At 61.0% G+C, this 24,011-nt stretch carries 18 protein-coding genes; 8 read left to right on the top strand and 10 right to left on the bottom strand.

What is annotated here, in order from left to right; genetic code table 11:
• Window positions 1-92 precede the first annotated feature (92 nt).
• Window positions 93-431, bottom strand: a complete 339-nt coding sequence (locus tag QRN46_RS06355; protein WP_011335006.1) for a DUF6124 family protein — start codon at window positions 429-431, stop codon at window positions 93-95.
• Between the two features lie 129 nt (window positions 432-560).
• On the opposite strand from QRN46_RS06355, the gene QRN46_RS06350 reads away from it, so the two are divergent.
• On the top strand, window positions 561-1,217 hold the full coding sequence (locus QRN46_RS06350) for a LexA family protein (protein ID WP_041475588.1): 657 nt from the start codon (window positions 561-563) through the stop codon (window positions 1,215-1,217).
• Window positions 1,218-1,256: 39 nt separating this feature from the next.
• On the opposite strand, the gene QRN46_RS06345 is transcribed toward QRN46_RS06350, so the two are convergent.
• Genes QRN46_RS06345 through QRN46_RS06330 form a run of 4 tightly spaced genes read right to left on the bottom strand, consistent with a single transcriptional unit; the run spans window position 1,257 to window position 6,818 of the window.
• Window positions 1,257-3,206 (bottom strand): acetyl/propionyl/methylcrotonyl-CoA carboxylase subunit alpha, encoded by a 1,950-nt coding sequence (locus QRN46_RS06345; RefSeq protein ID WP_011335004.1) that lies wholly within the window; start codon window positions 3,204-3,206, stop codon window positions 1,257-1,259.
• Window positions 3,206-4,021, bottom strand: a complete 816-nt coding sequence (locus QRN46_RS06340; RefSeq protein ID WP_011335003.1) for a gamma-carboxygeranoyl-CoA hydratase — start codon at window positions 4,019-4,021, stop codon at window positions 3,206-3,208. The genes QRN46_RS06345 and QRN46_RS06340 overlap by 1 nt, the downstream gene beginning before the upstream one ends.
• A 13-nt stretch (window positions 4,022-4,034) precedes the next feature.
• Window positions 4,035-5,642, bottom strand: a complete 1,608-nt coding sequence (locus QRN46_RS06335; protein WP_011335002.1) for a carboxyl transferase domain-containing protein — start codon at window positions 5,640-5,642, stop codon at window positions 4,035-4,037.
• A 12-nt stretch (window positions 5,643-5,654) separates the two neighbouring features.
• Window positions 5,655-6,818, bottom strand: coding sequence for an isovaleryl-CoA dehydrogenase (locus QRN46_RS06330; protein WP_011335001.1), 1,164 nt, complete (start codon window positions 6,816-6,818; stop codon window positions 5,655-5,657).
• 201 nt (window positions 6,819-7,019) lie between these two features.
• On the opposite strand from QRN46_RS06330, the gene QRN46_RS06325 reads away from it, so the two are divergent.
• Complete coding sequence (locus QRN46_RS06325; RefSeq protein ID WP_011335000.1) at window positions 7,020-8,717, top strand: AMP-binding protein; 1,698 nt, start codon at window positions 7,020-7,022, stop codon at window positions 8,715-8,717.
• Window positions 8,718-9,310: 593 nt separating this feature from the next.
• Here the strand turns inward: QRN46_RS06325 and QRN46_RS06320 are convergent.
• The 3 genes from QRN46_RS06320 to QRN46_RS06310 are packed head-to-tail and all read right to left on the bottom strand — an operon-like array spanning window position 9,311 to window position 11,666.
• Window positions 9,311-10,210: a hydroxymethylglutaryl-CoA lyase gene (locus QRN46_RS06320; RefSeq protein ID WP_011334999.1), complete on the bottom strand. Its 900-nt coding sequence runs from the start codon at window positions 10,208-10,210 to the stop codon at window positions 9,311-9,313.
• Between the two features lie 54 nt (window positions 10,211-10,264).
• On the bottom strand, window positions 10,265-10,666 hold the full coding sequence (locus QRN46_RS06315) for a MerR family transcriptional regulator (protein WP_011334998.1): 402 nt from the start codon (window positions 10,664-10,666) through the stop codon (window positions 10,265-10,267).
• A 55-nt stretch (window positions 10,667-10,721) separates the two neighbouring features.
• A complete protein-coding gene (locus QRN46_RS06310; protein ID WP_011334997.1) occupies window positions 10,722-11,666 on the bottom strand; it encodes a LysR family transcriptional regulator in 945 nt (314 codons plus the stop codon).
• 189 nt (window positions 11,667-11,855) lie between these two features.
• On the opposite strand from QRN46_RS06310, the gene QRN46_RS06305 reads away from it, so the two are divergent.
• The gene (locus QRN46_RS06305) at window positions 11,856-13,085 is read left to right on the top strand and encodes an acyl-CoA dehydrogenase (RefSeq protein WP_011334996.1); all 1,230 of its coding nucleotides are present in this window, start codon (window positions 11,856-11,858) and stop codon (window positions 13,083-13,085) included.
• Window positions 13,086-13,265: 180 nt separating this feature from the next.
• Here the strand turns inward: QRN46_RS06305 and QRN46_RS06300 are convergent, their stop codons facing one another.
• Together QRN46_RS06300 and xthA are read right to left on the bottom strand one after the other, a co-directional pair.
• Window positions 13,266-14,600 (bottom strand): substrate-binding domain-containing protein, encoded by a 1,335-nt coding sequence (locus QRN46_RS06300; RefSeq protein ID WP_011334995.1) that lies wholly within the window; start codon window positions 14,598-14,600, stop codon window positions 13,266-13,268.
• Between the two features lie 115 nt (window positions 14,601-14,715).
• Window positions 14,716-15,528, bottom strand: coding sequence for an exodeoxyribonuclease III (gene xthA / locus QRN46_RS06295; RefSeq protein WP_285354408.1), 813 nt, complete (start codon window positions 15,526-15,528; stop codon window positions 14,716-14,718).
• Between the two features lie 174 nt (window positions 15,529-15,702).
• Between xthA and QRN46_RS06290 the strand changes: the two genes are divergently transcribed.
• The 5 genes from QRN46_RS06290 (at window position 15,703) to QRN46_RS06270 (ending at window position 24,007) form a co-directional block, all read left to right on the top strand.
• Entirely contained in the window at window positions 15,703-16,353 is a 651-nt protein-coding gene (locus QRN46_RS06290) for a GNAT family N-acetyltransferase (protein WP_064380744.1), read from the top strand.
• Between the two features lie 66 nt (window positions 16,354-16,419).
• Window positions 16,420-18,147, top strand: coding sequence for an autotransporter assembly complex protein TamA (locus QRN46_RS06285; RefSeq protein ID WP_285354407.1), 1,728 nt, complete (start codon window positions 16,420-16,422; stop codon window positions 18,145-18,147).
• Complete coding sequence (locus tag QRN46_RS06280) at window positions 18,144-21,818, top strand: translocation/assembly module TamB domain-containing protein (protein ID WP_285354406.1); 3,675 nt, start codon at window positions 18,144-18,146, stop codon at window positions 21,816-21,818. The genes QRN46_RS06285 and QRN46_RS06280 overlap by 4 nt, the downstream gene beginning before the upstream one ends.
• Window positions 21,819-22,065: 247 nt before the next feature.
• Window positions 22,066-22,548, top strand: coding sequence for a MarR family winged helix-turn-helix transcriptional regulator (locus QRN46_RS06275; RefSeq protein WP_011334990.1), 483 nt, complete (start codon window positions 22,066-22,068; stop codon window positions 22,546-22,548).
• Complete coding sequence (locus tag QRN46_RS06270) at window positions 22,538-24,007, top strand: efflux transporter outer membrane subunit (protein WP_201820067.1); 1,470 nt, start codon at window positions 22,538-22,540, stop codon at window positions 24,005-24,007. Before QRN46_RS06275 ends, QRN46_RS06270 begins: the two co-directional genes overlap by 11 nt.
• Window positions 24,008-24,011 lie beyond the last annotated feature (4 nt).

The raw sequence follows: 24,011 nt of genomic DNA, 5'->3' as shown, positions 1-24,011 counted from the left end.
TTGCTTGCAATAATAATCATTATCATTTGCAAGTCAAATGTTTTTATCTGCGCGATAGGAAAGTTCTTTCCTGTCCGTCCGAACTCCCGTCTTCAGCGCACTGCGCCATCAAGCGAGTGATCAACCATCGCCCGCGCCATGTCCACCATGTGCACGACCGAAAACGCCAGATCCCGATTGACGCCCTGCAAGCTGTCCGCAGCCTTGAACGCCGTCGCTGCTGCACAACGGAGCAGGTCGGAGGCGTGGACCAGGGATTCTTCGCCACTCAGGTTGCTGTTCACGCCGAAAAAGCGCTCATCCACTTCCGGTTCTGACACAGCTGGTTTCAAGTAATAGTCCAACGCCCGTTGCGCAGCGGCGCACCCTTGCGGAGACGTAAAGGTGGTGTCCATTTGCAGGTCGGGCAAGTCTTTGCTGGGGATATTCATGGTGAAAGGTCACTCCTTGGTCGATTCAAATCCGTGACCCAAGAATAGTACCAATAGTATTTGTGACCAGAATTTAAATACTACAATATGTGTTTTGTCGGCCGAAGGCGTCCACGTATGGTGCCGCACATGGATAAATGGATTGAGTTGGTCAAGGCCAAAATGAGTGAACTCAACGTCACTCAAGTCGAGCTCGGCGAGCGTGTCGGCATGTCTCAGGGTGGCATCGGCCATTGGCTGAACAAGCGTCGCGAGCCCGGAATCACGCAGATGAACCGCGTGCTGAAAGCGCTGGGCATGGAGTATCTCGAAGTCGCAGTGGTGATTCGTGAACCGCAGATCGATGCGGATGACGAAATGCCTCTGGCGCAGAAGTACAACCCTTACTTTCGCTACCCGGTCAGCGAGTGGAATGCGCCGATCGAGGCCCGTGAAAGCCAGCCAGCGTATTCGAGTGCCAAGGACAAGCGACGTTTCGAACTGACGGACTATCACGCCCGTGGCCCGGCGTTCTGGCTCACCGTGATGGGGAATGCGATGACCGCGCCCACTGGGCAGAGCATCGGCGAGGGGATGATGATTCTGGTGGATCCGGCGCTGGAAGCCGAGCCCGGAAAATTGGTGATCGCCCAGTGGCCGGACAGCGACGAGGCCATTTTCCGCAAACTGATCGAAGAGGGCGGCCAGCGTTACCTGGCGCCGCTCAATCCGACCTGGCCGAAAGCCTTGTTGACCGACGAGTGCCGAATTATCGGTGTCGTGGTTCAGGCAACCGCCAAATACTAGTCAGATCGATCCTCGCCAAGCGTAGGATCGATCCACCTTTCAAGCTTCTTCCAGTTCGACCAGTGCACTGCCTTCGCTGACCATTTCGCCTTCCTGGCAATACAGCACCTTGATCACGCCGGCATGGGGCGCGCGGATGCTGTGCTCCATCTTCATCGCTTCCAGCACCACCAATTGCGCCCCGGCTTCAACCGATTGCCCGGCCTCCACCAGCACCCGCACGATGCTGCCGTTCATCGGCGCCGTCAGACCGCCTTGATGGCTGTGACTAGCTTCGACAGCGCTGATCGGGTCGTACGTTTCAACGCGTCGCAGCTCGCCGTCCCATTGCAGAAACAGAGCCTCTCCACGACGAATCGCACGCAGTTGTCGGCGCAGCCCATCGTGCTCGAGCACCAGTTGTTCGCCGATCAGTTTTGCTTTGCCGCCAGCGCCGAGCGTCAACGCCCGATCCTGCCCCTCGCAACTCAAATGCAGAGTGATTTCCCGTGGCAACCCAGCGCGCAGACCGCTCTGAAGCGCCCAAGGCGAAGCGGGATCATCCGCCCTAGCCATCTCCGGCAGGCTCTGCGCAAAAGCCTGCGCCGCCGCCTCCCAGAATTCATCGCTCAGCGCAGCAGGCGCTGGTAACAGTTGTTCCTGATAACGCGGAATGAACCCGGTATCCAGCTCGGCCGCCGCAAACGCCGGATGCCCGATGATCCGCCGCAAGAAGTTGATGTTGGTCTTCAGCCCGCCAATCGCAAACTCGTCGAGCATGCTCAGCAGCCGTAAACGCGCCTGCTCACGATCTTCGCCCCAGGCAATCAGCTTGCCGAGCATCGGGTCATAGAACGGTGAAATCTCGTCGCCTTCTTCAACGCCGCTGTCCACACGGCGCCCCGGCCCTGCGGCGGATTCGCGATACAGATCCAGACGCCCGGTCGCCGGCAGAAAATCATTCGACGGATCTTCCGCATACAACCGCACTTCAATTGCATGCCCGTTCAGCGGCACTTGATCCTGAGTGATCGGCAACGCTTCGCCACGGGCGACGCGAATCTGCCAGGCCACCAGATCGAGCCCGGTAATGGCTTCGGTGACCGGGTGTTCGACCTGTAGCCGCGTGTTCATCTCCATGAAGAAAAACTCGCCGCGCGCGTCCAGCAGAAATTCCACCGTGCCGGCGCCGACGTAGCCGATGGCCTGCGCCGAACGCACCGCCGCTTCGCCCATCGCCCGACGCAGTTCCGGACTGAGGCCCGGTGCCGGCGCCTCTTCGACGACCTTCTGGTGCCGACGCTGAATCGAGCAGTCGCGCTCATTCAGGTACAGGCAATTGCCATGCTGATCGGCGAACACCTGGATTTCCACGTGACGCGGCTTGAGCAGGTATTTCTCCACCAGCATCCGCGAGTCACCGAACGACGACTGCGCTTCACGCTGAGCCGAGGCCAGCGCTTCACCCAATTGGCTGACGTCCTCGACAACTTTCATACCTTTACCGCCACCGCCGGCTGTGGCTTTGAGCAACACCGGATAACCGATGCGTTCGCAAGCATCGCGGAAGGTATCAAGATCCTGAGCCTCACCGTGATAACCCGGCACCAGCGGCACGCCGGCGGTTTCCATCAGGGATTTGGCGGCGGATTTGCTGCCCATCGCATCGATGGCCGAGGCGGGCGGGCCGAGGAAAATCAGGCCGGCGGCTTCGATGGCGCGGGCAAAACCGGCGTTCTCCGACAGAAAGCCATACCCCGGATGAATCGCCTGAGCGCCGCTGGCCTTGGCCGCTGCGATCAGTTTGTCGATTTGCAGATAGCTGTCGGCCGCTTTGCTGCCGCCCAGATCGACGCGGATATCCGCTTCACGGCTGTGCCGCGCTTCGCGGTCGGTGGCGCTGTGCACGGCAACGGTGGTCAGGCCCAGCGCCTTGGCGGTACGCATGACCCGGCAAGCGATTTCGCCACGGTTGGCCACCAGCAGGGTGGTGAGAACAGGTGCGCTCATCAACGCGGCTCCTTGGTGGTGATTGCGGCTTGCCAGCTCGGCGGACGCTTCTGCAGAAAGGCCCGCAGACCTTCCTGGCCTTCCGGGCTGACGCGGATGCGGGCGATGGCATTTTCGGTGTAGCGACGCAGTGCCGGGGTCAGCGCGCCGTTGCCGACTTCACGCAGCAGATCCTTGCTGGCGCGCATGGCGGCGGGGCTGTTGAGCAGCAGGTTGTCGATCCATTGCTCGACTTTCTGTTCAAGCTCGGTCGCTGGATAGCTCTCGGACAACAAACCGATTTCCCGCGCCCGCTGTCCGCCGAATCGCTCGGCCGTCAGCGCATAACGCCGCGCCGCCCGTTCGCCGATGGCTTGCACCACGAACGGACTGATCACCGCCGGCGCCAGGCCAATGCGCACTTCCGACAGGCAGAACTGCGCGTCATCGGCGCCAATCGCCATGTCGCAGCAACTGATCAGGCCCAGCGCGCCACCGAACGCCGCGCCTTGAACCACGGCCACGGTCGGGATTTTCAGTTTGGCAAGGTTGTACATCAGCTCCGCCAGTTCCCGGGCGTCGTCGAGGTTGGTGTGGTAATCGAGTTCGGCCGATTGCTGCATCCAGGCCAGATCGGCGCCGGCGCTGAAGTGTTTGCCGCGTCCGCGCACCAGTAGGAAACGCAGGCTGGCGTCGCTGGCGACCTTGTCCAAAGCCAGGATCAGTTCGCGGATCATCTCGGCGTTGAACGCGTTGTTTTTTTCTTCGCGGCTCAGCCACAGGGTCGCGAAACCCCGTGGGTCGCTGTGCAATTCGAGGGTGTTGAAGTCGCTCATGAGGTTCTCCCGATCACATCCGGAACACGCCGAAGCGGCTCGGTTCGATAGGCGCGTTCAACGACGCGGACAAGGCCAGGGCCAATACATCGCGGGTCTGCGCCGGGTCGATGACGCCGTCGTCCCACAGCCGTGCGCTGGAGTAGTAGGGGTGACCCTGTTCTTCGTACTGGTCGAGAATCGGTTGCTTGATCTCGCTTTCCTGCTCGGCGCTGAAGGCTTGGCCGCTGCGTTCGGCCTGCTCGCGCTTGACCTGAACCAGCACGCCGGCCGCCTGTTCGGCGCCCATCACGCCGATCCGCGCGTTCGGCCACATCCACAGGAAGCGCGGATCGTAGGCCCGCCCGCACATGCCGTAGTTACCGGCACCGAAGCTGCCGCCGATGATCACGGTGAATTTCGGCACCTTGGCGCACGCCACGGCGGTCACCAGTTTGGCGCCGTGTTTGGCGATGCCGCCGGCCTCGTATTTCTGGCCGACCATAAACCCTGTGATGTTCTGCAGGAACAGCAGCGGAATGCCGCGCTGGCAGGCCAGTTCGATGAAGTGCGCGCCTTTTTGCGCGGCTTCGGCGAACAGGATGCCGTTGTTGGCGAGGATCGCGATCGGGTAGCCATGCAGATGAGCGAAACCACACACCAACGTCGTACCGAACAGTGCCTTGAATTCATCGAACACCGAACCGTCGACCAGTCGCGCAATCACTTCACGCACATCGAACGGCTGCTTGGCGTCCGCCGACACCACGCCGTACAACTCTTCGCTGGCGTACAGCGGCGCAATCGGCGCGCGCTGCTGCACTTCGCCGAGCTTGCGCCAGTTGAGGTTGGCGACGCTGCGGCGGGCGAGGGCGAGGGCGTGCTCATCGCTTTCTGCGTAATGGTCGGCGACCCCGGAAGTCTTGCAGTGCACATCGGCCCCGCCGAGGTCTTCGGCGCTGACCACTTCACCGGTCGCGGCTTTCACCAGCGGCGGGCCGGCGAGGAAAATCGTCGCCTGATTGCGCACCATGATCGCTTCGTCGGCCATCGCCGGCACGTAAGCGCCGCCGGCGGTGCAGGAACCCATGACCACCGCAATCTGCGGAATGCCCATGGCGCTCATGTTGGCCTGATTGAAGAAGATCCGCCCGAAGTGCTCGCGATCCGGAAACACTTCGTCCTGACGCGGCAGGTTGGCGCCGCCCGAGTCCACCAGATAAATGCATGGCAGACGGTTTTGCTGAGCGATGGTCTGGGCACGCAGGTGTTTCTTCACGGTCAGCGGGTAGTACGAGCCGCCTTTCACGGTCGCGTCGTTGGCGACGATCATGCACTCGACGCCTTCCACGCGGCCAATCCCGGCAATCACGCCAGCGGCCGGCACTTCTTCGCCATACACGGCGTGAGCGGCCAACTGGCTGATTTCCAGAAACGGCGAGCCCGGATCGAGCAAGCGGTTGATCCGCTCACGGGGCAGCAGTTTGCCGCGTGAGGTGTGACGTTCCTGAGCTTTCGCGCCGCCACCCTGGGCCACTTGGGCGAGCAGGGTGTGCAGGACGTCGACCTGTTTGAGCATCGCCGCGCTGTTGGCGGCGAACTCCGCTGAACGAGGGTTGAGCTGGGTATGCAGGATAGCCATGGACAGCTCCGTTTAGCGGGTTTCGTTGAACAGTTCGCGGCCGATCAGCATGCGACGGATCTCACTGGTGCCAGCGCCGATTTCGTACAGTTTGGCGTCACGCAGCAGACGGCCGGCCGGGAATTCGTTGATGTAGCCGTTGCCGCCGAGAATCTGGATCGCGTCCAGAGCCATTTGCGTGGCGCGTTCGGCGGTATAGAGGATCACGCCGGCGGCATCCTTGCGGGTGGTTTCGTTGCGCTCGCAGGCCTGGGCCACAGCGTAGAGGTAGGCGCGGCTGGCATTGAGCTGGGTGTACATGTCGGCGACCTTGCCCTGGATCAGCTGGAATTCACCGATGCTCTGGCCGAACTGCTTGCGGTCGTGGATGTACGGCACGATCAGGTCCATGCACGCCTGCATGATCCCGGTCGGGCCACCGGACAGGACAACGCGCTCGTAGTCGAGGCCGCTCATCAGCACTTTCACGCCGCCGTTGAGCACGCCGAGGATGTTTTCTTCCGGCACTTCGACGTCATCGAAGAACAGCTCGCAAGTGTTGGAGCCGCGCATGCCGAGCTTGTCGAACTTGTTGCTGCGGCTGAAGCCTTTCCAGTCACGTTCGACGATGAACGCGGTGATGCCGTGCGGGCCTTTTTCCAGGTCGGTCTTGGCGTAGATCACGTAGGTGTTGGCGTCGGGGCCGTTAGTGATCCAGGTCTTGCTGCCGTTGAGCACGAAACGGTCGCCGCGTTTATCGGCCCGCAGTTTCATCGAAACCACGTCGGAACCGGCGTTCGGCTCGCTCATGGCGAGGGCACCGACGTGTTCGCCGCTGATCAGTTTTGGCAGGTATTTGGCTTTCTGTTCGTGGTTGCCATTGCGGTTGATCTGGTTCACGCAGAGGTTGGAGTGGGCGCCGTAGGACAACGCCACCGAGGCCGAGCCACGGCTGATTTCTTCCATCGCCACCACGTGCGCCAGGTAACCCAGACCAGCGCCGCCGTACTCTTCCGGTACGGTGATGCCGAGCAGGCCCATGTCACCGAACTTGCGCCACAGATCAGCGGGGAACAGGTTGTCGCTGTCGATCTGCGCGGCACGCGGCGCGATCTCCTTGGCAACGAAGGACTGAACCTGATCGCGCAGCATGTCGATGGTTTCGCCGAGGGCAAAGTTCAGGGATGGGTAGCTCATGGGTCACCTTTTGGCTTTTTTGTAGGGTGGGGAGAAGGGCGTTTCAGTTCTCACCTTTACGTTAACGTAAGCCTGTGACGAATGGCTGTCAATCACCCTTTACGTTAACGTCAACTTGAGCGAGAGTAGAGCCAGTTCTGAGTGGCCGGAGCTGCCGTGGCTCCGTTCCAACACCCACTAATAAAGACAATAGGGGTCGTCATGGATCAACCCAGTGCAAACCCACAGCGCAGCTACACCCGTGGTTCCCAGGACAAAGCCTTGCTGGCGATGACCATCGGGCAGAAGTTCGACGAGACCGTCGCGCAGTACCCGGACGGCGAGGCGCTGGTGGTGCGCCACCAGCAGCTGCGTTACACCTGGCGGCAACTGGCCGACGCGGTGGACGTGCATGCCAGAGCGCTGCTGGCGTTGGGTTTGCAGGCCGGTGATCGGCTCGGCATCTGGGCGCCGAATTGCGCGCAGTGGTGCATCACTCAGTTTGCCACCGCGAAGCTCGGCGTGATTCTGGTCAACATCAACCCGGCCTACCGCAGCTCTGAACTCGAATACGTGCTCAAACAATCCGGTTGCCAATGGTTGGTCTGCGCCGGCGCCTTCAAATCTTCGAACTATCACGGCATGCTGCAAGGCTTGCTGCCGGAACTGGCCGAGCAATCCATCGGCGAACTGCGCAGCGAGCGCCTGCCGGAGCTGCGCGGGTTGATCAGCCTTGATCCCCAGCCGCCTTCGGGTTTTCTCCCGTGGTCGCAACTGGCAGATCTGGCCGCCAGTGTCTCTCCAGAACAATTGCGTGAACGCAGCGACAGCCTGCACTTCGATCAGCCCGTCAACATTCAGTACACCTCCGGCACCACCGGCTTCCCCAAGGGCGCGACCCTCAGTCACTACAACATCCTCAACAACGGTTACATGGTCGGCGAAAGCCTCGGCCTGACCGCCGCTGATCGGCTGGTGATCCCGGTGCCGTTGTATCACTGCTTCGGTATGGTCATGGGCAACCTCGGCTGTATCACCCACGGCAGCACGATGATTTATCCCAACGATGCCTTCGATCCGCTGCTGACCCTGAGCACGGTCGCCGAAGAAAAGGCCACCGCGCTGTACGGCGTGCCGACCATGTTCATCGCCATGCTCGATCAGCCGCAGCGCGCCGAGTTCGACCTGTCGACCCTGCGCACCGGGATCATGGCCGGCGCCACCTGCCCGATCGAAGTGATGCGACGGGTCATCAACGAAATGCACATGAGCGAAGTGCAGATCGCCTACGGCATGACCGAAACCAGCCCGGTGTCGCTGCAGACCGGCCCATCCGACGAACTGGAACTGCGCGTCACCACCGTCGGCCGCACCCAGCCGCAACTCGAAAGCAAAATCATCGACGAGGCCGGCAATCCGGTACCACGCGGCACCATCGGCGAGCTGTGCACCCGTGGTTACAGCGTGATGCTTGGCTACTGGAACAACCCGAATGCCACCGCCGAAGCCATCGACGCGGCGGGCTGGATGCACACCGGCGACCTAGCGAGCATGAACGACGAGGGTTACGTGTGCATCGCCGGGCGTAACAAGGACATGATCATCCGTGGCGGCGAAAACATTTACCCGCGTGAACTGGAGGAGTTCTTCTTCACCCACCCAGCGGTGGCGGACGTGCAGGTGATCGGCATTCCCTGCTCACGTTACGGCGAAGAAATCGTCGCCTGGATCAAATTCCATCCCGGCCACAGCGCCACCGAGCAAGAACTGCAAGCGTGGTGCAAGGAGCGTATCGCCCACTTCAAGACGCCGAGGTACTTCAAGTTTGTGGAGGAGTTTCCGATGACGGTGACCGGCAAGATCCAGAAGTTCCGGATGCGCGAGATCAGTATTGAGGAGTTGCGCAGTAACGAGGGTTGAGGAGCGAATCTGTGGGGGCTTTGCTCCCACAGTTTTCTGCAGGATTTCAGAACGCCAGACAGCACAAAGGGGAGCCGAAGCTCCCCTTTAATTTTGTCGTCGCGTGCTCTTTTTATTATTGAGGGGCGGTCTGTTGTTGTTTTTGGCAACCGTGGCCCTTTACCGCTGTTTTTTGGCGACCCCCATCCGGGGTCAAGAGCAAACGTATTTTTTTGAGCGCTGATCTGCTTTCTCGTCTAGCGATCCAACCGATTCGGGAGCTACCTGAAGGTAGTTTTATTGTTCTCTGCCCGGTTGCGGGTCATTCCGAGGAACACCCTGAAAAGCACACCTTCTCCAAAAAAATCTGTTAGCTGCGTCTCTGCCGTGTTGTTTTTGTTATGTCAGAGTCGGTACGTCTTATTTTTATTGGTTTGCTGCTTTTTATTCTTGTTATGCCATAGAGATAGCAGAAGCCGTGCCAACTTTTAAAAACCCTTTTAAATCAATGGCTTGAGATTTTTGAAGGATTTTTCCTTCAGGCAAAACCAGACAATTTGTTTCCGTGTTACTCGCTTGTGCCCACGTTTCGCGCTCGGCGGTAACACCATCCCTCACTGTGCGCTGCGAGCCTTGGCCACGCGCGAACCGGTCGGGCGGCCCAGCACGGAGCTGATCTGCTGGCCGGCGGCAATCAAGGCGTCGAGGTCGATACCGGTCTCGATGCCCAGGCCGTTGAGCAGGTACACCACGTCTTCGGTGGCGACGTTACCGCTGGCGCCCTTGGCGTACGGGCAGCCGCCGAGGCCGGCGATCGAGCTGTCGAACACCGCGATGCCTTCCAGCAGGCTTGCATAGATGTTGGCCATGGCCTGGCCGTAGGTGTCGTGGAAGTGGCCGGCGAGTTTCTCGCGTGGCACCTGTTTCGAGACCACTTCGAACAGCCGGCGGGTCGCGCCCGCGGTGCCGGTACCGATGGTGTCACCCAGCGACACTTCATAGCAGCCCATCGCGTACAGCTCGCGGGCCACCATCGCCACTTGCTCCGGGGCGACTTCACCTTCATAAGGACAGCCCAACACGCAGGACACGTAACCGCGCACGGTAACGCCGTGCTGTTTCGCCGATTCCATGATCGGCGCGAACCGCGCCAGGCTTTCGCTGATCGAGCAATTGATGTTGCGCTGCGAAAACGCTTCGGACGCAGCGGCAAACACCGCGACTTCCTTCACTCCCGCCGCAAGTGCATCTTCAAAACCGCGCAGGTTCGGCGCCAATGCACCATAGGTTACGCCGGGCTTGCGCTGGATCTGCGCGAACACCTCGGCGGAACCGGCCATCTGCGGCACCCACTTGGGCGAGACGAAACTGCCGACTTCTATATAGCCGAGACCGGCGGCGCTCAGCGCGTCGACCAGTTGCACCTTGTCGGCGACGCTGATGGGCTGGGCTTCGTTCTGCAGGCCGTCACGCGGGCCGACTTCGATCAGGCGTACTTGGGAGGGGAGGGACATGGTGTTGACCTGCTCTTTGAATTCCTGCGGAACCCCGTGTGGGATTTATTTAGGTTACTGAACTGATTGCTGACTCTTGAGCGTCTGCTCCAGCGCCTGCACGCAGCGTTCTTCGGCGGTGTCGAGTTCCAGCTTCATCTGTTCGATGTCCAGCAGTTGCTGTTCAAGCTGTGCCCGGCGCTCGCTGATTTTCGCCAGCATGCTGTTGAGTTGTTTGGTGTTACCGCTGGAGGGGTCGTAGAGCTCGATCAGTTCACGGCACTCGGCCAGGGAAAAACCGATGCGCTTGCCCCGCAGGATCAGCTTCAGGCTGACCTTGTCGCGTGGCGAATAGATGCGTTCCTGGCCTCGGCGCTCGGGGCTGAGCAGGCCTTGTTCTTCATAGAAGCGGATCGCCCGGGTGGTGATGTCCAGCTCGCGGGCGAGGTCGGAAATGCTGTAGGTCTGGCTGCTCATGAAAGCGCTCGAAGAAGGGTCTTGGCGCTAAGCTAATGGCAGGTTGACGTTTACGTCAAGTGGCGGGCGCCTGCAGCTTGTCGAGCTTCTTCTCGTGGGCTGTCACTTGCTGGCACAACTCGATCATCTGCTCGCGCATCCAGCGGTTGGCCGGGTCCTGATCGGTGCTTTCGTGCCAGTACAAATGGGTTTCCACCGGCGGCACATCGTTGACCGGCAGATTGAACGCATGCAGGTCATGCCGACGGGCGAAGCGCTCCGGCACGGTCATTACCATATCAGTCTGCTGCAACACCTGAGACGCCATCAAATAGTGCTGCGAGCGCAGGGCGATCTTGCGCTGGATGCCCATTTTGCCCAGCGCCAGATCGACATGGCCCAGACCACTGCGCCGGCTGGAAATATGAATGTGGGTCAGCGACAGGTAATCGTCGAGGGTGAATTTTTCCTTGGTCGCCAGCGGATGACCCTTGCGCATCGCGCAGACGTAACGGTCTTCCATCAGCTTGACGTGGCGCACCTGCGGGTCGGTGTTGAGCGGCGCATCCACGGCAAAGTCGAGACGCCCGGCAGCCAGCTCCTTGGTGGTTTCCCGGCGTTTGGACAGAAAGCTTTCGATGATCACAGTCGGCGCCAGACGACGCAGACGCTGGAACAGCGGCGGCAGAATCACCGCTTCGGTCAGGTCAGTCATGCTGATGCGGTAGGTCTTGACCGCTTGCGAAGGGTTGAAAATGCGGCTTTCCTGAACCGACACCCGCAGCAGCGACAGCGCGTTGCGCACCGGACCGATGATGTTCTGCGCCATGGGCGTCGGCACCATGCCCTGAGCGGTGCGGACGAAGAGCGGGTCGTTGAAGGTCTCGCGCAACCGCGCCAATGCGTTGGACACCGCAGGCTGGGTAATGCCGACAATCTGCCCGGCGCGTGTCAGGTTGGCTTCGGTATAGATCGCGTCGAAGACGATGAAAAGGTTGAGGTCGACCTTGCTCAGATTCATTACGCGGCTCTCTTGTTATAGGTGCTTGTTATAGATGGATGGCGCGGGTCAGGGCGGCCAGGAAAATCAACCGATCATATATCGGTGATGAATGTTTATACACGCCGAGAATAGGCTAGGTAAATTATCAACGCTGTTCTAGCATCGATTGCATGACTTAAACAACCTGCCGAAAAAAGGTAATTGCTCATGGATTTCGCTTATTCGCCCAAGGTGCAAGAACTGCGTGAGCGCGTGACCGCGTTCATGGACACTTACGTTTACCCGGCCGAAGCCGTGTTCGAGCGCCAGGTCGCCGAAGGCGATCGTTGGCAGCCCACGGCGATCATGGAAGAACTCAAAGCCAAGGCGAAAGCCGAAGGTCTGTGGAATTTGTTTCTGCCTGAGTCGGAGCTTGGTGCTGGCCTGACCAACCTCGAATACGCGCCGTTGGCGGAAATCATGGGCCGTTCGCTGCTCGGGCCCGAGCCGTTCAACTGCTCGGCGCCCGACACCGGCAACATGGAAGTGCTGGTGCGTTACGCCAACGAAGAACAGAAACAGCGCTGGCTCGAACCGCTGCTGCGCGGCGAGATCCGCTCGGCGTTCGCCATGACCGAACCGGACGTTGCGTCCTCCGACGCCACCAACATGGCCGCCCGCGCCGTGCGCGATGGCGACGAGTGGGTCATCAACGGCAAGAAATGGTGGACCTCCGGCGCTTGCGATCCGCGCTGCAAGATCCTGATCTTCATGGGCCTGAGCAACCCCGACGCCCCGCGTCATGCCCAACACTCGATGATCCTCGTGCCGGTCGACACCCCCGGCGTGAAGATCATCCGCCCGCTGCCGGTGTTCGGTTACGACGACGCACCGCACGGTCACGCCGAAGTGCTGTTCGACAACGTGCGGGTGCCGTACGAAAACGTCCTGCTCGGTGAAGGACGCGGCTTCGAAATTGCACAAGGTCGCCTCGGCCCGGGCCGCATTCACCACTGCATGCGTTCGATCGGCATGGCCGAGCGCGCACTGGAACTGATGTGCAAACGTTCGGTAAGCCGCACCGCGTTCGGCAAACCGCTGGCGCGTCTGGGCGGTAACGTCGACAAGATCGCCGACTCGCGGATGGAAATCGACATGGCGCGTCTGCTGACCCTGAAAGCGGCGTACATGATGGACACCGTGGGTAACAAGGTCGCCAAGAGCGAAATCGCGCAGATCAAGGTCGTGGCACCGAACGTTGCGTTGCGGGTGATTGACCGGGCGATCCAGATTCATGGCGGGGCAGGGGTGTCGAACGATTTCCCGCTGGCCTACATGTACGCCATGCAACGTACCCTGCGCCTGGCCGACGGCCCGGACGAAGTGCACCGCGCGGCGATCGGCAAGTTCGAGATCGGCAAGTATGTGCCGAAGGAAATGCTGCGTAGCGAGCGCTGATTACAGACATTCCGCGTCAGCCCTGATCGTTCCCACGCTCTGCGTGGTAACGCAGCCATGGACGCTCTGCGTCCACTGTGACGCGGAGCGTCACTGTATGCATTCCCACGCAGAGCGTGGGAACGATCAGCGTACTGCGTGGGAGCGATCACGGCTCTGCGTGGGAGCGATCGGGGAGGTTCAGTAAACCCAAACCTCAACCCGCCGATTCTTGATCCGGCCTTCATCACCGCTGTTGGTTGCCACCGGCATCAGCGCGCCAAACCCCCGCACTTCGCGCAATACCACGCCGTTTTTCACCAACTCTCGGCGTACCGCCATCGCCCGCAGCTTCGACAGTAAATCAGCCCGTGCCGGGTCGTCTTTGGCGTCGCCGAAGCCCACCAGTGTTACCGCGCGGTCGGTCTTGTCGTGGTGCTTTATATAGTCGAACACCCGGGCCAGATCCTGACGGGCCTTGTTGTCGAGGCTGGCGCTACCTTCTTCGAAGCGGAAGTTCACCGTCAGACGCTGGGCGTGGCGGCTGAGGGATTGATAACCCTCGGGCATCAGCGCATTCGGCGTGACGGCGATAGCCTGCACGGTCTGGGCGATAAAACCGTTGGCCGCGACAATCGCCTGACCCTGGCGGCTCTGCGCAAACTCCACCAACGCCCTGGCCCAGGGATTGTTGCTGTCGGGCGGCAGATAGAAGAACAGCCGCCGCGACAGTGGATAGTCTTCGGTGGCGATCAGGCTGGCGAGCGGCAGCATTGCCTGGGACTGCCCGTCGACAATCGCCACGGCTTTGGCCTGACGCACATAGGGCAGGCCGATGAAACCGATGGCCTGCGGATCGGCACTGACTGCGTCGGACAACTGCTCGCTGGATTCAAACCGTTTCGCGGCATTGCTCAGGGATTTCCCACGACGACTGAGGACAAGTTCCTTGAACGTGTCGTACGTACCGGACTGATCATCCCGCGCATATAAATGAATCGTCCCACCCTTGCCGCCGACGTCTTCCCACGTCTTCGCCTCGCCGCTGAAGATTCGCGCCAGTTGTTCGGTGTTCAGTTGATTCAGCGAATTGTCGGGGTGAAGGATGATCGCCAGACCATCGATGGCGATGACTTGCTCGGCACCGGGGCTTTTCAGATCGCCCCGGGCTTGCAGGTTCAGCAGTTCGCTGTCCTTGATCGGGCGCGACGAGGCGGCCAGATCGGCGCTGGCGTTCTTGAGTGCAGTGAAACCGGTGCTCGAACCGTGGGCGGCGATCTCCACCACGACCCTTTGGCCTTGGGCCGTCAGGCCGACGATCCGTTGTTCGTTGGCGGTGTCCGGGGTTTCGCTGTGGACTTTCAACAGTCCCTGATCTTGCAACAGGCCTTCCACCAACGCCGGGCCGAGCGCCGCGCCAATGGTGTTGGAACCCTGGATGCGCAATACCGGGCCGTTCTCGGGAATGGGCAATGCCGCGGCCGAAACCTGCAGCCAGGCGCTCAGGAGAAAGACGAACAGAACACGCAGGGTCATGCCGGCACCGATTGCAGCCAAGGGGATTGCCGGGGAGATTAAGTCAGTGAGGTTGCTGAAAGATGACAGGACAGAAGATCACAACCGCCGGCTGTGATCTTCTGCTTCAAGCGGGTCAGCTCAATTCCAGCCAGATCGGCGCATGGTCCGAAGGCTTTTCCATTGCGCGCAGTTCATAGTCGACACCGGCGGCTTTCACCCGTGGCAGCAAACCGTGGGACGCCAGAATCACATCGATGCGCAGACCACGCTTCGGCTCGTCTTCAAAACCGCGGCTGCGGTAGTCGAACCAGCTGAACATGTCGGTCACGTCCGGGTTCAGGTGGCGGAAACTGTCGGTCAGGCCCCAGTTTTTCAGGCGGGCCATCCACTCGCGCTCTTCCGGCAGGAAGCTGCATTTGCCGGTTTTCAGCCAGCGTTTCATGTTGTCCGGGCCGATGCCGATGTCGCAGTCTTCGGGGGAGATGTTGACGTCGCCCATCACCACCAGCGGCTGTTCGTTGTGGAACTGGCTTTCCAGCAGCGCTTGCAGATCGCTGTAGAAACGCTGCTTGGCCGGGAATTTGGTCGGGTGGTCGCGGCTTTCACCCTGTGGGAAATAGCCGTTCATGATCGTCACCGGCACGCCGTTGGCGTCGGCGAATGTGCCCCAGATGAAGCGCCGCTGCGCGTCTTCTTCATCGGTGGCGAAGCCTTTGTGTACGGCAATCGGTTCCTGACGCGAGAGCAGGGCGACACCGTAATGGCCTTTCTGGCCGTGGAAATACACGTGATAACCCAGGGCCCGCACTTCATCCAGCGGGAACTGGTCGTCGTGGACCTTGGTTTCCTGCAGGCCGATGACGTCCGGCTGATGCTTCTCGATCAGCGCCGCCAGCTGATGCGGACGGGCCCGCAGTCCGTTGATGTTGAAGGAAACGATCTTCATGGTCGGCAGTCCTGGCAAAAGGGCGATGCTAGCTGACATGTAGGATCTGGGCCAGCGTGGCGGTAGTCCATATGCGCTGCTAATGTCTTTCGGGTGTGGGAACGATCCCTTCAGCCCAAGGCTCGTATAACAAGAACGGGGCCTGTTGAGTCCCGTCCAGGGAGAATCACCGTCATGCCTGAAACCCAAACCGCCATTGCCGACATTCATATGCTCGACCGCGGCTATTCCCGTGAAGCGCGATCCCTTCTTTATCAGGCCTATCGTCACGAGCCGACCTTCGCCTACCTGTTCGAAGCAGAGCGTCCGGGTTATGAACAAAGGGTACGGGCCACGGTGCGGGAGTTGGTCAAACAGCATTTCCTGCAGGATCTGCCGGCCATCGGCCTGTTGGTCAACGATCGCCTGATCGGTATCGCCCTGATTGCACCGCCGCAACGGCGTCTGGGTGTTACCGAGAGTTGGGCCTGGCGTTTGCGCATGGTGTTGAGCACCGGTTTCCGGTGCACCCGGCGTTATCTGGAATACCACGCCGCCGTTGAAGCCTGCGTGCCGACTGACTCGGTGCACATGCTGCCGCTGCTCGGTGTGCATCCGCAATTTCAGGGCAAACACTTCGGCGAACAGCTGCTGCAAGCGGTGCATAACTGGTGCGCGGTGGACGAAACCTCCCAAGGCGTGATCCTCGACACCGGCAACCCGCGTTACCTGGAGTTCTACAAGCGTCAGGGTTACGAGGAAATCGGTGAAGTGGCCGTCGGCCCAGTGCGCGAGCACGTATTTTTCCACGCCAACCCGCAGGTGTTACAAACAGCAACGGGATGACCATCGAACTTTTGGGAGAACTTCCTGTTCTATCACCCTCCCAAGCCCGTGATAGCATCCGCGCCTATGAAGTTTCCAGGAAGATTTACCAGTGGCGTGCTCATGCTGTTAAGCAGCTGCGCGGCGCTGGCGCAAAGTGAATTGGATGTGCGGATCAAACCGTCCAACGATGAACTGAAAGCCAATATAGAAGGCTATATCGGCAGCCTCGGCGATCGTGACGAAGAAGCCTTGCAGCGCTTCAGTCGCGGCGCCGAAGAACAGGCGCGCAAGGCCGCCCAGGCCTTGGGTTATTACCAGCCGCAGATCGAAAGTGACGTCAAGGGCGGTGAAAAACCGCGTCTGGTGCTGAACATCGATCCCGGCGAGCCGATCCGCCTGCGCAACGTAACCGTGCGGGTCGACGGCCCGGCGGCCTCCCTCAAATCCTTTCGAGTCCCCAAGAGTGACGTGCTCAAGCCCGGCGCGGTGCTCAACCATGGGCGTTACGAAGACGCCAAGCGTTTGATCCAGAACCAGGCGTCGCGCTATGGCTTCTTCAGTGGCCGTTTCACCAGCCAGAAATTGATGGTCGACCCACGCGCCGGGGTCGCCGACGTGGAATTGATCTACGAAAGCGGTCCGCGTTATGCGCTGGGCAAAGTCAGTTTCGAGGGCGACACACCGTTCGACGAAGACCTGCTGCAACGCATGGTGCCGTTCAAGGCCGGCGACCCGTATGACTCCGAACTGATCGCCGAACTCAACCGCGACCTGCAATCGAGCGGCTATTTCGAAGGCGTGCGGGTCGACGCCGCGCCGACCGCCGCGAAAAACGACGTGATCCCGGTGGACGTCAAACTCGACACCCGCAAGCCGCGCACCATGGGCCTGGGTCTTGGTTATTCCACTGACGTCGGCCCGCGCATCAAGGCCAACTGGACCCGCCACTGGGTCAACCCGCAGGGCGACAGTTATGGCTGGGAGGCCGAGCTGTCGGCGCCACGGCAAAACGTCGGCCTGTTCTACGACATCCCGCTGGACCCGCCGCTGACCGACAAACTGCGCTGGGCCGGCGGTTATCAATATGAGGACATCGACGGTTCCGACACCTTGAGCAAGCTGCTGACCTTCGGCCCGGAATGGCACAGCAAATTGCCGAGCGGCTGGCAGCGGGTGATTTCGCTGAAATGGCAGCGCGAGGAATATCAGCTCGGCGATGACTCCGGCCTGAGCACCTTGATGATGCCCGGTGTCAGCTATTCCTACCTCAAGAGTGACAACCGCATCGATCCGCACAATGGCTATCGCCTGACCTTCGAAAGCAAAGTGGCGAAAGAAGGCCTCGGCTCGGACAACAACCTGCTTTATGGCACGGCGCTGATCAAGGGCCTGACCACCGTGTTCGACAAGCATCGCTTGCTCGGCCGAGTGCAGGTCGGCGGCAGTGCCACCAACGGTTACAAATCCGTACCGCCGTCGCTGCGCTTCTTCGCCGGTGGCGATCAGAGCGTGCGTGGTTACGACTATCAGAGCCTGTCCCCGGAGAACTCCGAGGGCGACCGCATCGGCGGGCGCTACATGGTAGCCGGCAGCGTCGAATACCAATACTCGATTGCCGAGAAGTGGCGCGTGGCGACCTTCGTCGATCAGGGCAACTCCTTCAACAAACTCGAACTGCCGAACCTCAAGACCGGGGTCGGTATCGGTGTGCGCTGGGTCTCACCGGTGGGGCCGATCCGCCTCGACCTGGCCCACGCGCTGGACGACGATGGCGGCATCCGGCTGCACTTTTCCATGGGGCCTGAGCTGTGAAGCGTGGTTTGAAAATATCGGCGCTGGCGTTGTTGTCGCTGGTGCTGCTGATTGTATTGAGCATTACCGCTGTGCTCGGAACTCAGGCCGGCAGCCGTTGGGTGCTGGGTCTGGTGCCGGGCCTGAGCGTCGACAATTTCCAGGGTCGCCTCGGCGGGCAGTGGAGCGCCGATCATCTGCTGTGGCAGCAGGACACCAGCCGCGTCGAACTGAGCAAACCGATCTTCGAGTGGTCGCCGCTGTGCCTGACGCGCATGACGTTGTGCATCGAACAGCTCAAGGCCGATACCGTCAGCCTGCAATTTCCGCCGAGCGAGGACGTCACCGAAAGCGGTCCGATCACACTTCCTGATCTGCAATGGCCCGTGGCCATCGAGCTGGGCGATGTGCAGGTCGGCAGCCTGTTGTTCAACGGCAGTGAAGAGTTGAAAGGCCTGCAACTGGCGGCGCATTGGACCGCCAAGGGCCTGCAGATCGACAGTGTGAAACTGCAGCGCGACGAGTTGAGCCTGAACCTGTCTGGCCTGCTACAACCGACCGGCAACTGGCCGCTGAACATCACTGGTGATCTGACCTTGCCGTCGCCGGCTCCCGAACCGTGGACGCTGGCGCTGAAAATCGACGGCGACCTGCTGAAAACCCTCAACCTGCACGCCGACAGCCGTGGCTACCTCAACGGCCAGCTGAGCGGCGAGCTGCAACCGCTGGTGGAAAACCTGCCGGCCAAGGTGCGGATCACCTCGGAGGCGTTCAAGCCGAGCGCCGATCTGCCGGACACCCTGCAATTCAATCAGCTGCTATTGACCGGCGAAGGCGACCTGAAAAACGGTTACCAATTGCTCGGCAATGCCACGTTGCCTGCCGAGAAAGGCCCGGTAGCGCTGTTGCTCAAGGGCAAGGTCGACGCCAAAGGCGCGCAGATTGCCGGCCTCGACCTGACGGCCAACGACAAGCAAAGCCTCAAGCTCACCGGCAACGTTGACTGGAGCAAAGGCCTCAGCGCCCAGGCCAACATCAACTGGCTGGATTTTCCGTGGCACCGGCTCTATCCGGAGATCGACGAGCCGCAGATCACGTTGCGTACCTTCACCGGCGAAGTCTCCTACACCGACGGTCAGTACCTCGGTAACTTCGCCGCGGCCGCAGATGGGCCGGCGGGGGCGTTCACCCTGAGCAGTCCGTTCAGCGGCAATCTCAAGCAGATCTTCCTGCCACAACTGAAACTCGAAGCCGGGCAGGGCAAGGCTGAAGGCCATGTGAACGTGCAGTTCGCCGATGGCATCGCCTGGGACACCGCGCTGGAATTGTCGGCGCTCAACCCGGCGTATTGGGTCGCGGAGCTGCCGGGCACCCTGGCCGGTCCGTTAAAGAGCAAAGGCGAAATGAAAAACGAGCGCCTGAGCCTGAACGCCGACCTCGATCTGAAGGGCAAATTGCGCGGGCAACCGGCGATCCTGCAAGCCAAGGCCGACGGCGCGGGCGAGCAGTGGAATCTGAATGCCCTGCAAATCCGCCTCGGCGACAACAGCATCAACGGCAAGGGCAGCCTGCAACAGAAACTCACGGGACAGATCGACATCAAACTGGCGCGTCTGGCCCAGCTTTGGCCGCAACTGCGCGGGCAGATCAATGGTCGGGTCGATGTCGCCGGCACGCTCAAGGCGCCGCAAGGCAAGCTCGGCCTGCAAGGTTCGCAACTGGCGTTCCAGGACAATCGCCTGCAAAGCCTCAACCTCGACGCCACCCTCGACAGCGCGCAACGGGCGAAAATCGACCTCAAGGGCAGTGGCATCCAGGCTGGCGATACGTCGCTGGGCACCCTGACCGCCAGCGCTCAGGGCGATATCAAAAACCAGAAACTCAACCTCGACCTGCTCGGGCCGAAGCTGAAACTGGCGCTGGGCCTGGACGGCAATCTGGACAAAGGCAACTGGCGCGGGCGTCTGGCCAGTGGTGATATTCAGGCCGGCGGCCAGGACTGGAAACTGCAGAACCCGGCCAAGCTCGAGCGTCTGGCCGACGGCAAGATCAACTTCGGCGCCCATTGCTGGATGTCCGGCAATGCCAGCCTGTGTGGCGAAGACCAGCGCCTGATGCCGGAGCCGAAGCTGCGTTATCACCTCAAGCAATTCCCGATCGAAAGCCTGGCGCAATGGCTGCCGAAGGATTTCGCCTGGCAGGGCAAGCTCAACGCCGACCTGCAACTGGATCTGCCGGCCAGCGGCCCGAACGGCGTGGTCAGCATCGATGCCAGCGGCGGCACCTTGCGCATGAAGGAAAAGGATCAGTGGGTCGACTTCCCGTACCAGACCCTCAAGCTCACCAGCAAACTCACGCCCAAGCGCATCGACACCGACCTCAACTTCGTCGGTGGCAAGCTCGGTGAATTGATGGTGCAGGCGCAGCTCAACCCGCTGCCGAAGAACAAGCCACTCAGCGGTACATTCCGCCTCAGCGGACTGGATCTGTCGGTGGCGCGGCCGTTTGTGCCGATGGTCGAGAAACTCACCGGGCGGCTGAACGGCAGCGGCACGATTTCCGGTGGTCTGCTCGCGCCGCTGGTCAACGGTACGGTGCAACTCAGCGACGGCGAAGTGTCCGGGCCAGAGTTGCCGATCGAACTGCAAGCGTTGCAACTGCAAGCGGTGATCGCCGGTGAAGCCGTGCAATTGAACGGCGCCTGGAAAAGCGGCAAGAGCGGGCAGGGCAGCCTGAACGGCAACATCGCCTGGGGCCAGGCGCTGGTGGTGGATCTGGCGCTCAAGGGCACGCAATTGCCAGTGACGGTCGAACCCTACGCCAAACTGGAAGTGGCGCCGGACCTGAAGATTTCCATGGCCGGCGATGAGCTGGCGATTGCCGGCAAGGTGCTGGTGCCGACAGGCGAAATCACAGTGCGCGAACTGCCGCCATCGACGGTGAAAGTCTCCGATGACACGATCATCGTCGGCGCGCAGACCGAAGAGGGCAAGCCGCCGCTGGCGATGAAAATGGACATCGACGTGGTGGTCGGCCAGGACAAGTTGAGCTTCGCCGGATTCGGCCTGACCGCCAACCTGCAAGGCCACGTGCACATCGGCGACAACATGGACACCCGTGGCGAACTGTGGCTCAACGACGGGCGTTATCGCGCCTACGGCCAGCGCCTGACGGTGCGTCGCGCGCGTCTGCTGTTTGCCGGGCCGATCGATCAGCCGTATCTGGACATCGAAGCGATTCGCCAGACCGATGACGTGATCGCCGGCATTCGCTTGAGCGGCAGCGCCGAGCAGCCGACCACGCAGATCTTCTCGGAGCCGGCGATGAGTCAGGAACAGGCGCTGTCCTATCTGGTGCTGGGGCGTCCGCTGAGCACTACCGGCGAAGACAACAACATGCTCGCGCAGGCGGCGCTCGGTCTGGGCCTGATGGGCAGTTCCGGGGTCACCAGCAGTCTGGCCAGTGATTTGGGCATTCAGGACTTCCAGCTCGACACCCAGGGCAGCGGCAACACCACCAGCGTGGTGGCCAGCGGCAACATCTCGGAAAAACTCAGCCTGCGTTACGGCGTCGGCGTGTTTGAACCGGCCAACACCATCGCCTTGCGTTACAAACTGAGCAAGAAGGTCTACCTCGAAGCCGCCAGCGGCGTGGCCAGTTCGCTGGACATCTTCTACAAGCGGGATTTCTAGCCCGCTTTTCCCTTCCTTTATTACCAGGTTGGTGCAATCGCCAGCAGACTGACTCCCACAGGGTTTTGTGAAGTTCACAACGCTTGTGGGAGCGAGCCTGCTCGCGATGGCGTCTGCATGGACGACAGAAAACCCAGTCCGCTGGTCAACTAATTACAAAGCAACCTAACTATTACGTTGACATTCGCTGCCTAGGCAGTAACATCTCGACATACATTCACTGCCTAGGCAGTTATTAGGTGAGCACATGAAGCATTTCACCCCAGACGAATTCCAGCATTGCCATCTCGGCCTGTTGCTCGGCCGTGCGGCCTTGCTCAAGGACAAGATCATCGACACCCACATGGAACCCCACGGCATCACCGCCGCGCAGTTCAAGGTGTTGATCATCATGGCCCAGTTCGGCGTCGACACCCCGGCCGAGCTGTGCCGGCACCTGTCGCTGGACAGCGGTTCGATGACTCGCATGCTCGATCGTCTGGAACAGAAAGGCTTTCTGGTTCGCCAACGCAGCGAAGGCGATCGCCGTCAGGTGCAACTGAAACTCACCGAGCAGGGCCAGCAACTGGCCGATCGCCTGCCGCACATCGGCGCCGACGCCATGAATGAGCTGGCCGGCGCCGTGACCCCGGACGAGTTGAAAACCCTGGAATACATCCTCAAGAAAATTTTGCTGGCAGCCGGTGACCCCATCACCATCCAGCGGTTAGGTGAACACAATGAGCGGTAAAATCTTGCGCAGCAGCCTGACACTGGTGCTGTCGGCGATGATTCTCGCCGGTTGCGCCAACTACAGCGGCCTCGATACCCAGGGCGCGAGCCTCGATGCGAAAACCCTGCAGACCGGGCAATCGCTCAACGGCGTGACCCTTTCCCAGGCCGCGTGGCCGAAGAGCGACTGGTGGACCAGCCTCGGCGATCCGCAGCTCGACGGTCTGATCCGCGAAGCGCTGAAAGACAGCCCGGACATGCAGATCGCCGACGCCCGCGCCCATCAGGCCAGCGCCGCCGCGTACGCCGCCGATGCCGAGCGCTATCCGACCCTCGACGCCAGCGCAGGCATCAGCCGTTCGCGTCTGGCCCGGGATCAGGATCCGTTGGGGCAGGGTGGGGCTTACTCCACCGTGCGCAACATCAGCGCCGGCTTCAATTACAACTTCGACCTGTGGGGCGGTCAGCGTGACGCCTGGGAAGCCGCACTCGGTCAGGCCCGCGCCGCCGAGGTCGACCGTCAGGCCGCACAGTTGACCCTGGCTGCTGACGTGGCCCGGGCCTACAGCGATCTGGGTCAGGCGCACATCGTTTATGACCTGGCCAACGAAGACCTCAAGCGCACCAAACAGATGCTCGACCTGAGCCAGCGCCGCCTGAGTTCCGGGATCGACAGCCAGTATCAGTTCCAGCAGACCCAAAGTCTGGAAGCCAGCTCCGAAGCCAGCCTGATCGACGCTGAAAAGCGCCTGAACAGCGCGAAAATCGCCCTGGCCGTATTGCTCGGCAAAGGCCCGGATCGCGGTAACGAAATCGCTCGGCCGAAAGTCCTGCAAGCCAGCGCTGTCGCACTGCCATCGGTGCTTCCCGCCGAACTGCTGGGCCGTCGTCCGGATCTGGTCGCCGCGCGCTGGCGTGTCGAGGCGGCGAGCAAGGACATCGACTCGGCCAAGACCCGCTTCTATCCCAACCTGAACCTGTCGGCTTCCGCTGGTGCCGAATCCTTGTTGGGGGACGCGATGTTCGGTTCCGCCAGTCGCTTCTTCAACATTGCCCCGACGATTTCGGTGCCGATCTTCGATGGCGGACGCCTGCGCGCCAACCTCGATGCCCGCGACGCCGATTACGACCTCGCCGTGGCGCAGTACAACAAAAGTCTGGTGAAAGCCCTGGGCGATGTCAGCGACACCATTAACCAGCTGCGTGACATCGGCCGGCAGATCGGCGCCCAGCAGCACGCAACCGAGATTGCCCAGGATTCTTACAACACCGTCGTTCAGCGTTACGGTTCCGGCATCGGCAACTACCTGGACGTGCTCAGCATCGAGCAGCAATTGCTGCAGGCCCAGCGTCAGCTGGCCAACCTGAATGCCGAGCAGATCGACCTGTCGATTCAACTGATGCAAGCGCTGGGCGGCGGCTTCCAGGGGCAAACCCTGACCGCAGCCAACGCCACCCCAGCCACGCCGCACAACTAATTCA

The sequence above is a fragment of the Pseudomonas sp. lyk4-R2A-10 genome, assembly GCF_030209075.1.
Taxonomy (GTDB): domain Bacteria; phylum Pseudomonadota; class Gammaproteobacteria; order Pseudomonadales; family Pseudomonadaceae; genus Aquipseudomonas; species Aquipseudomonas glycinae.
This window is presented reverse-complemented; position numbering and strand designations above follow the sequence as displayed.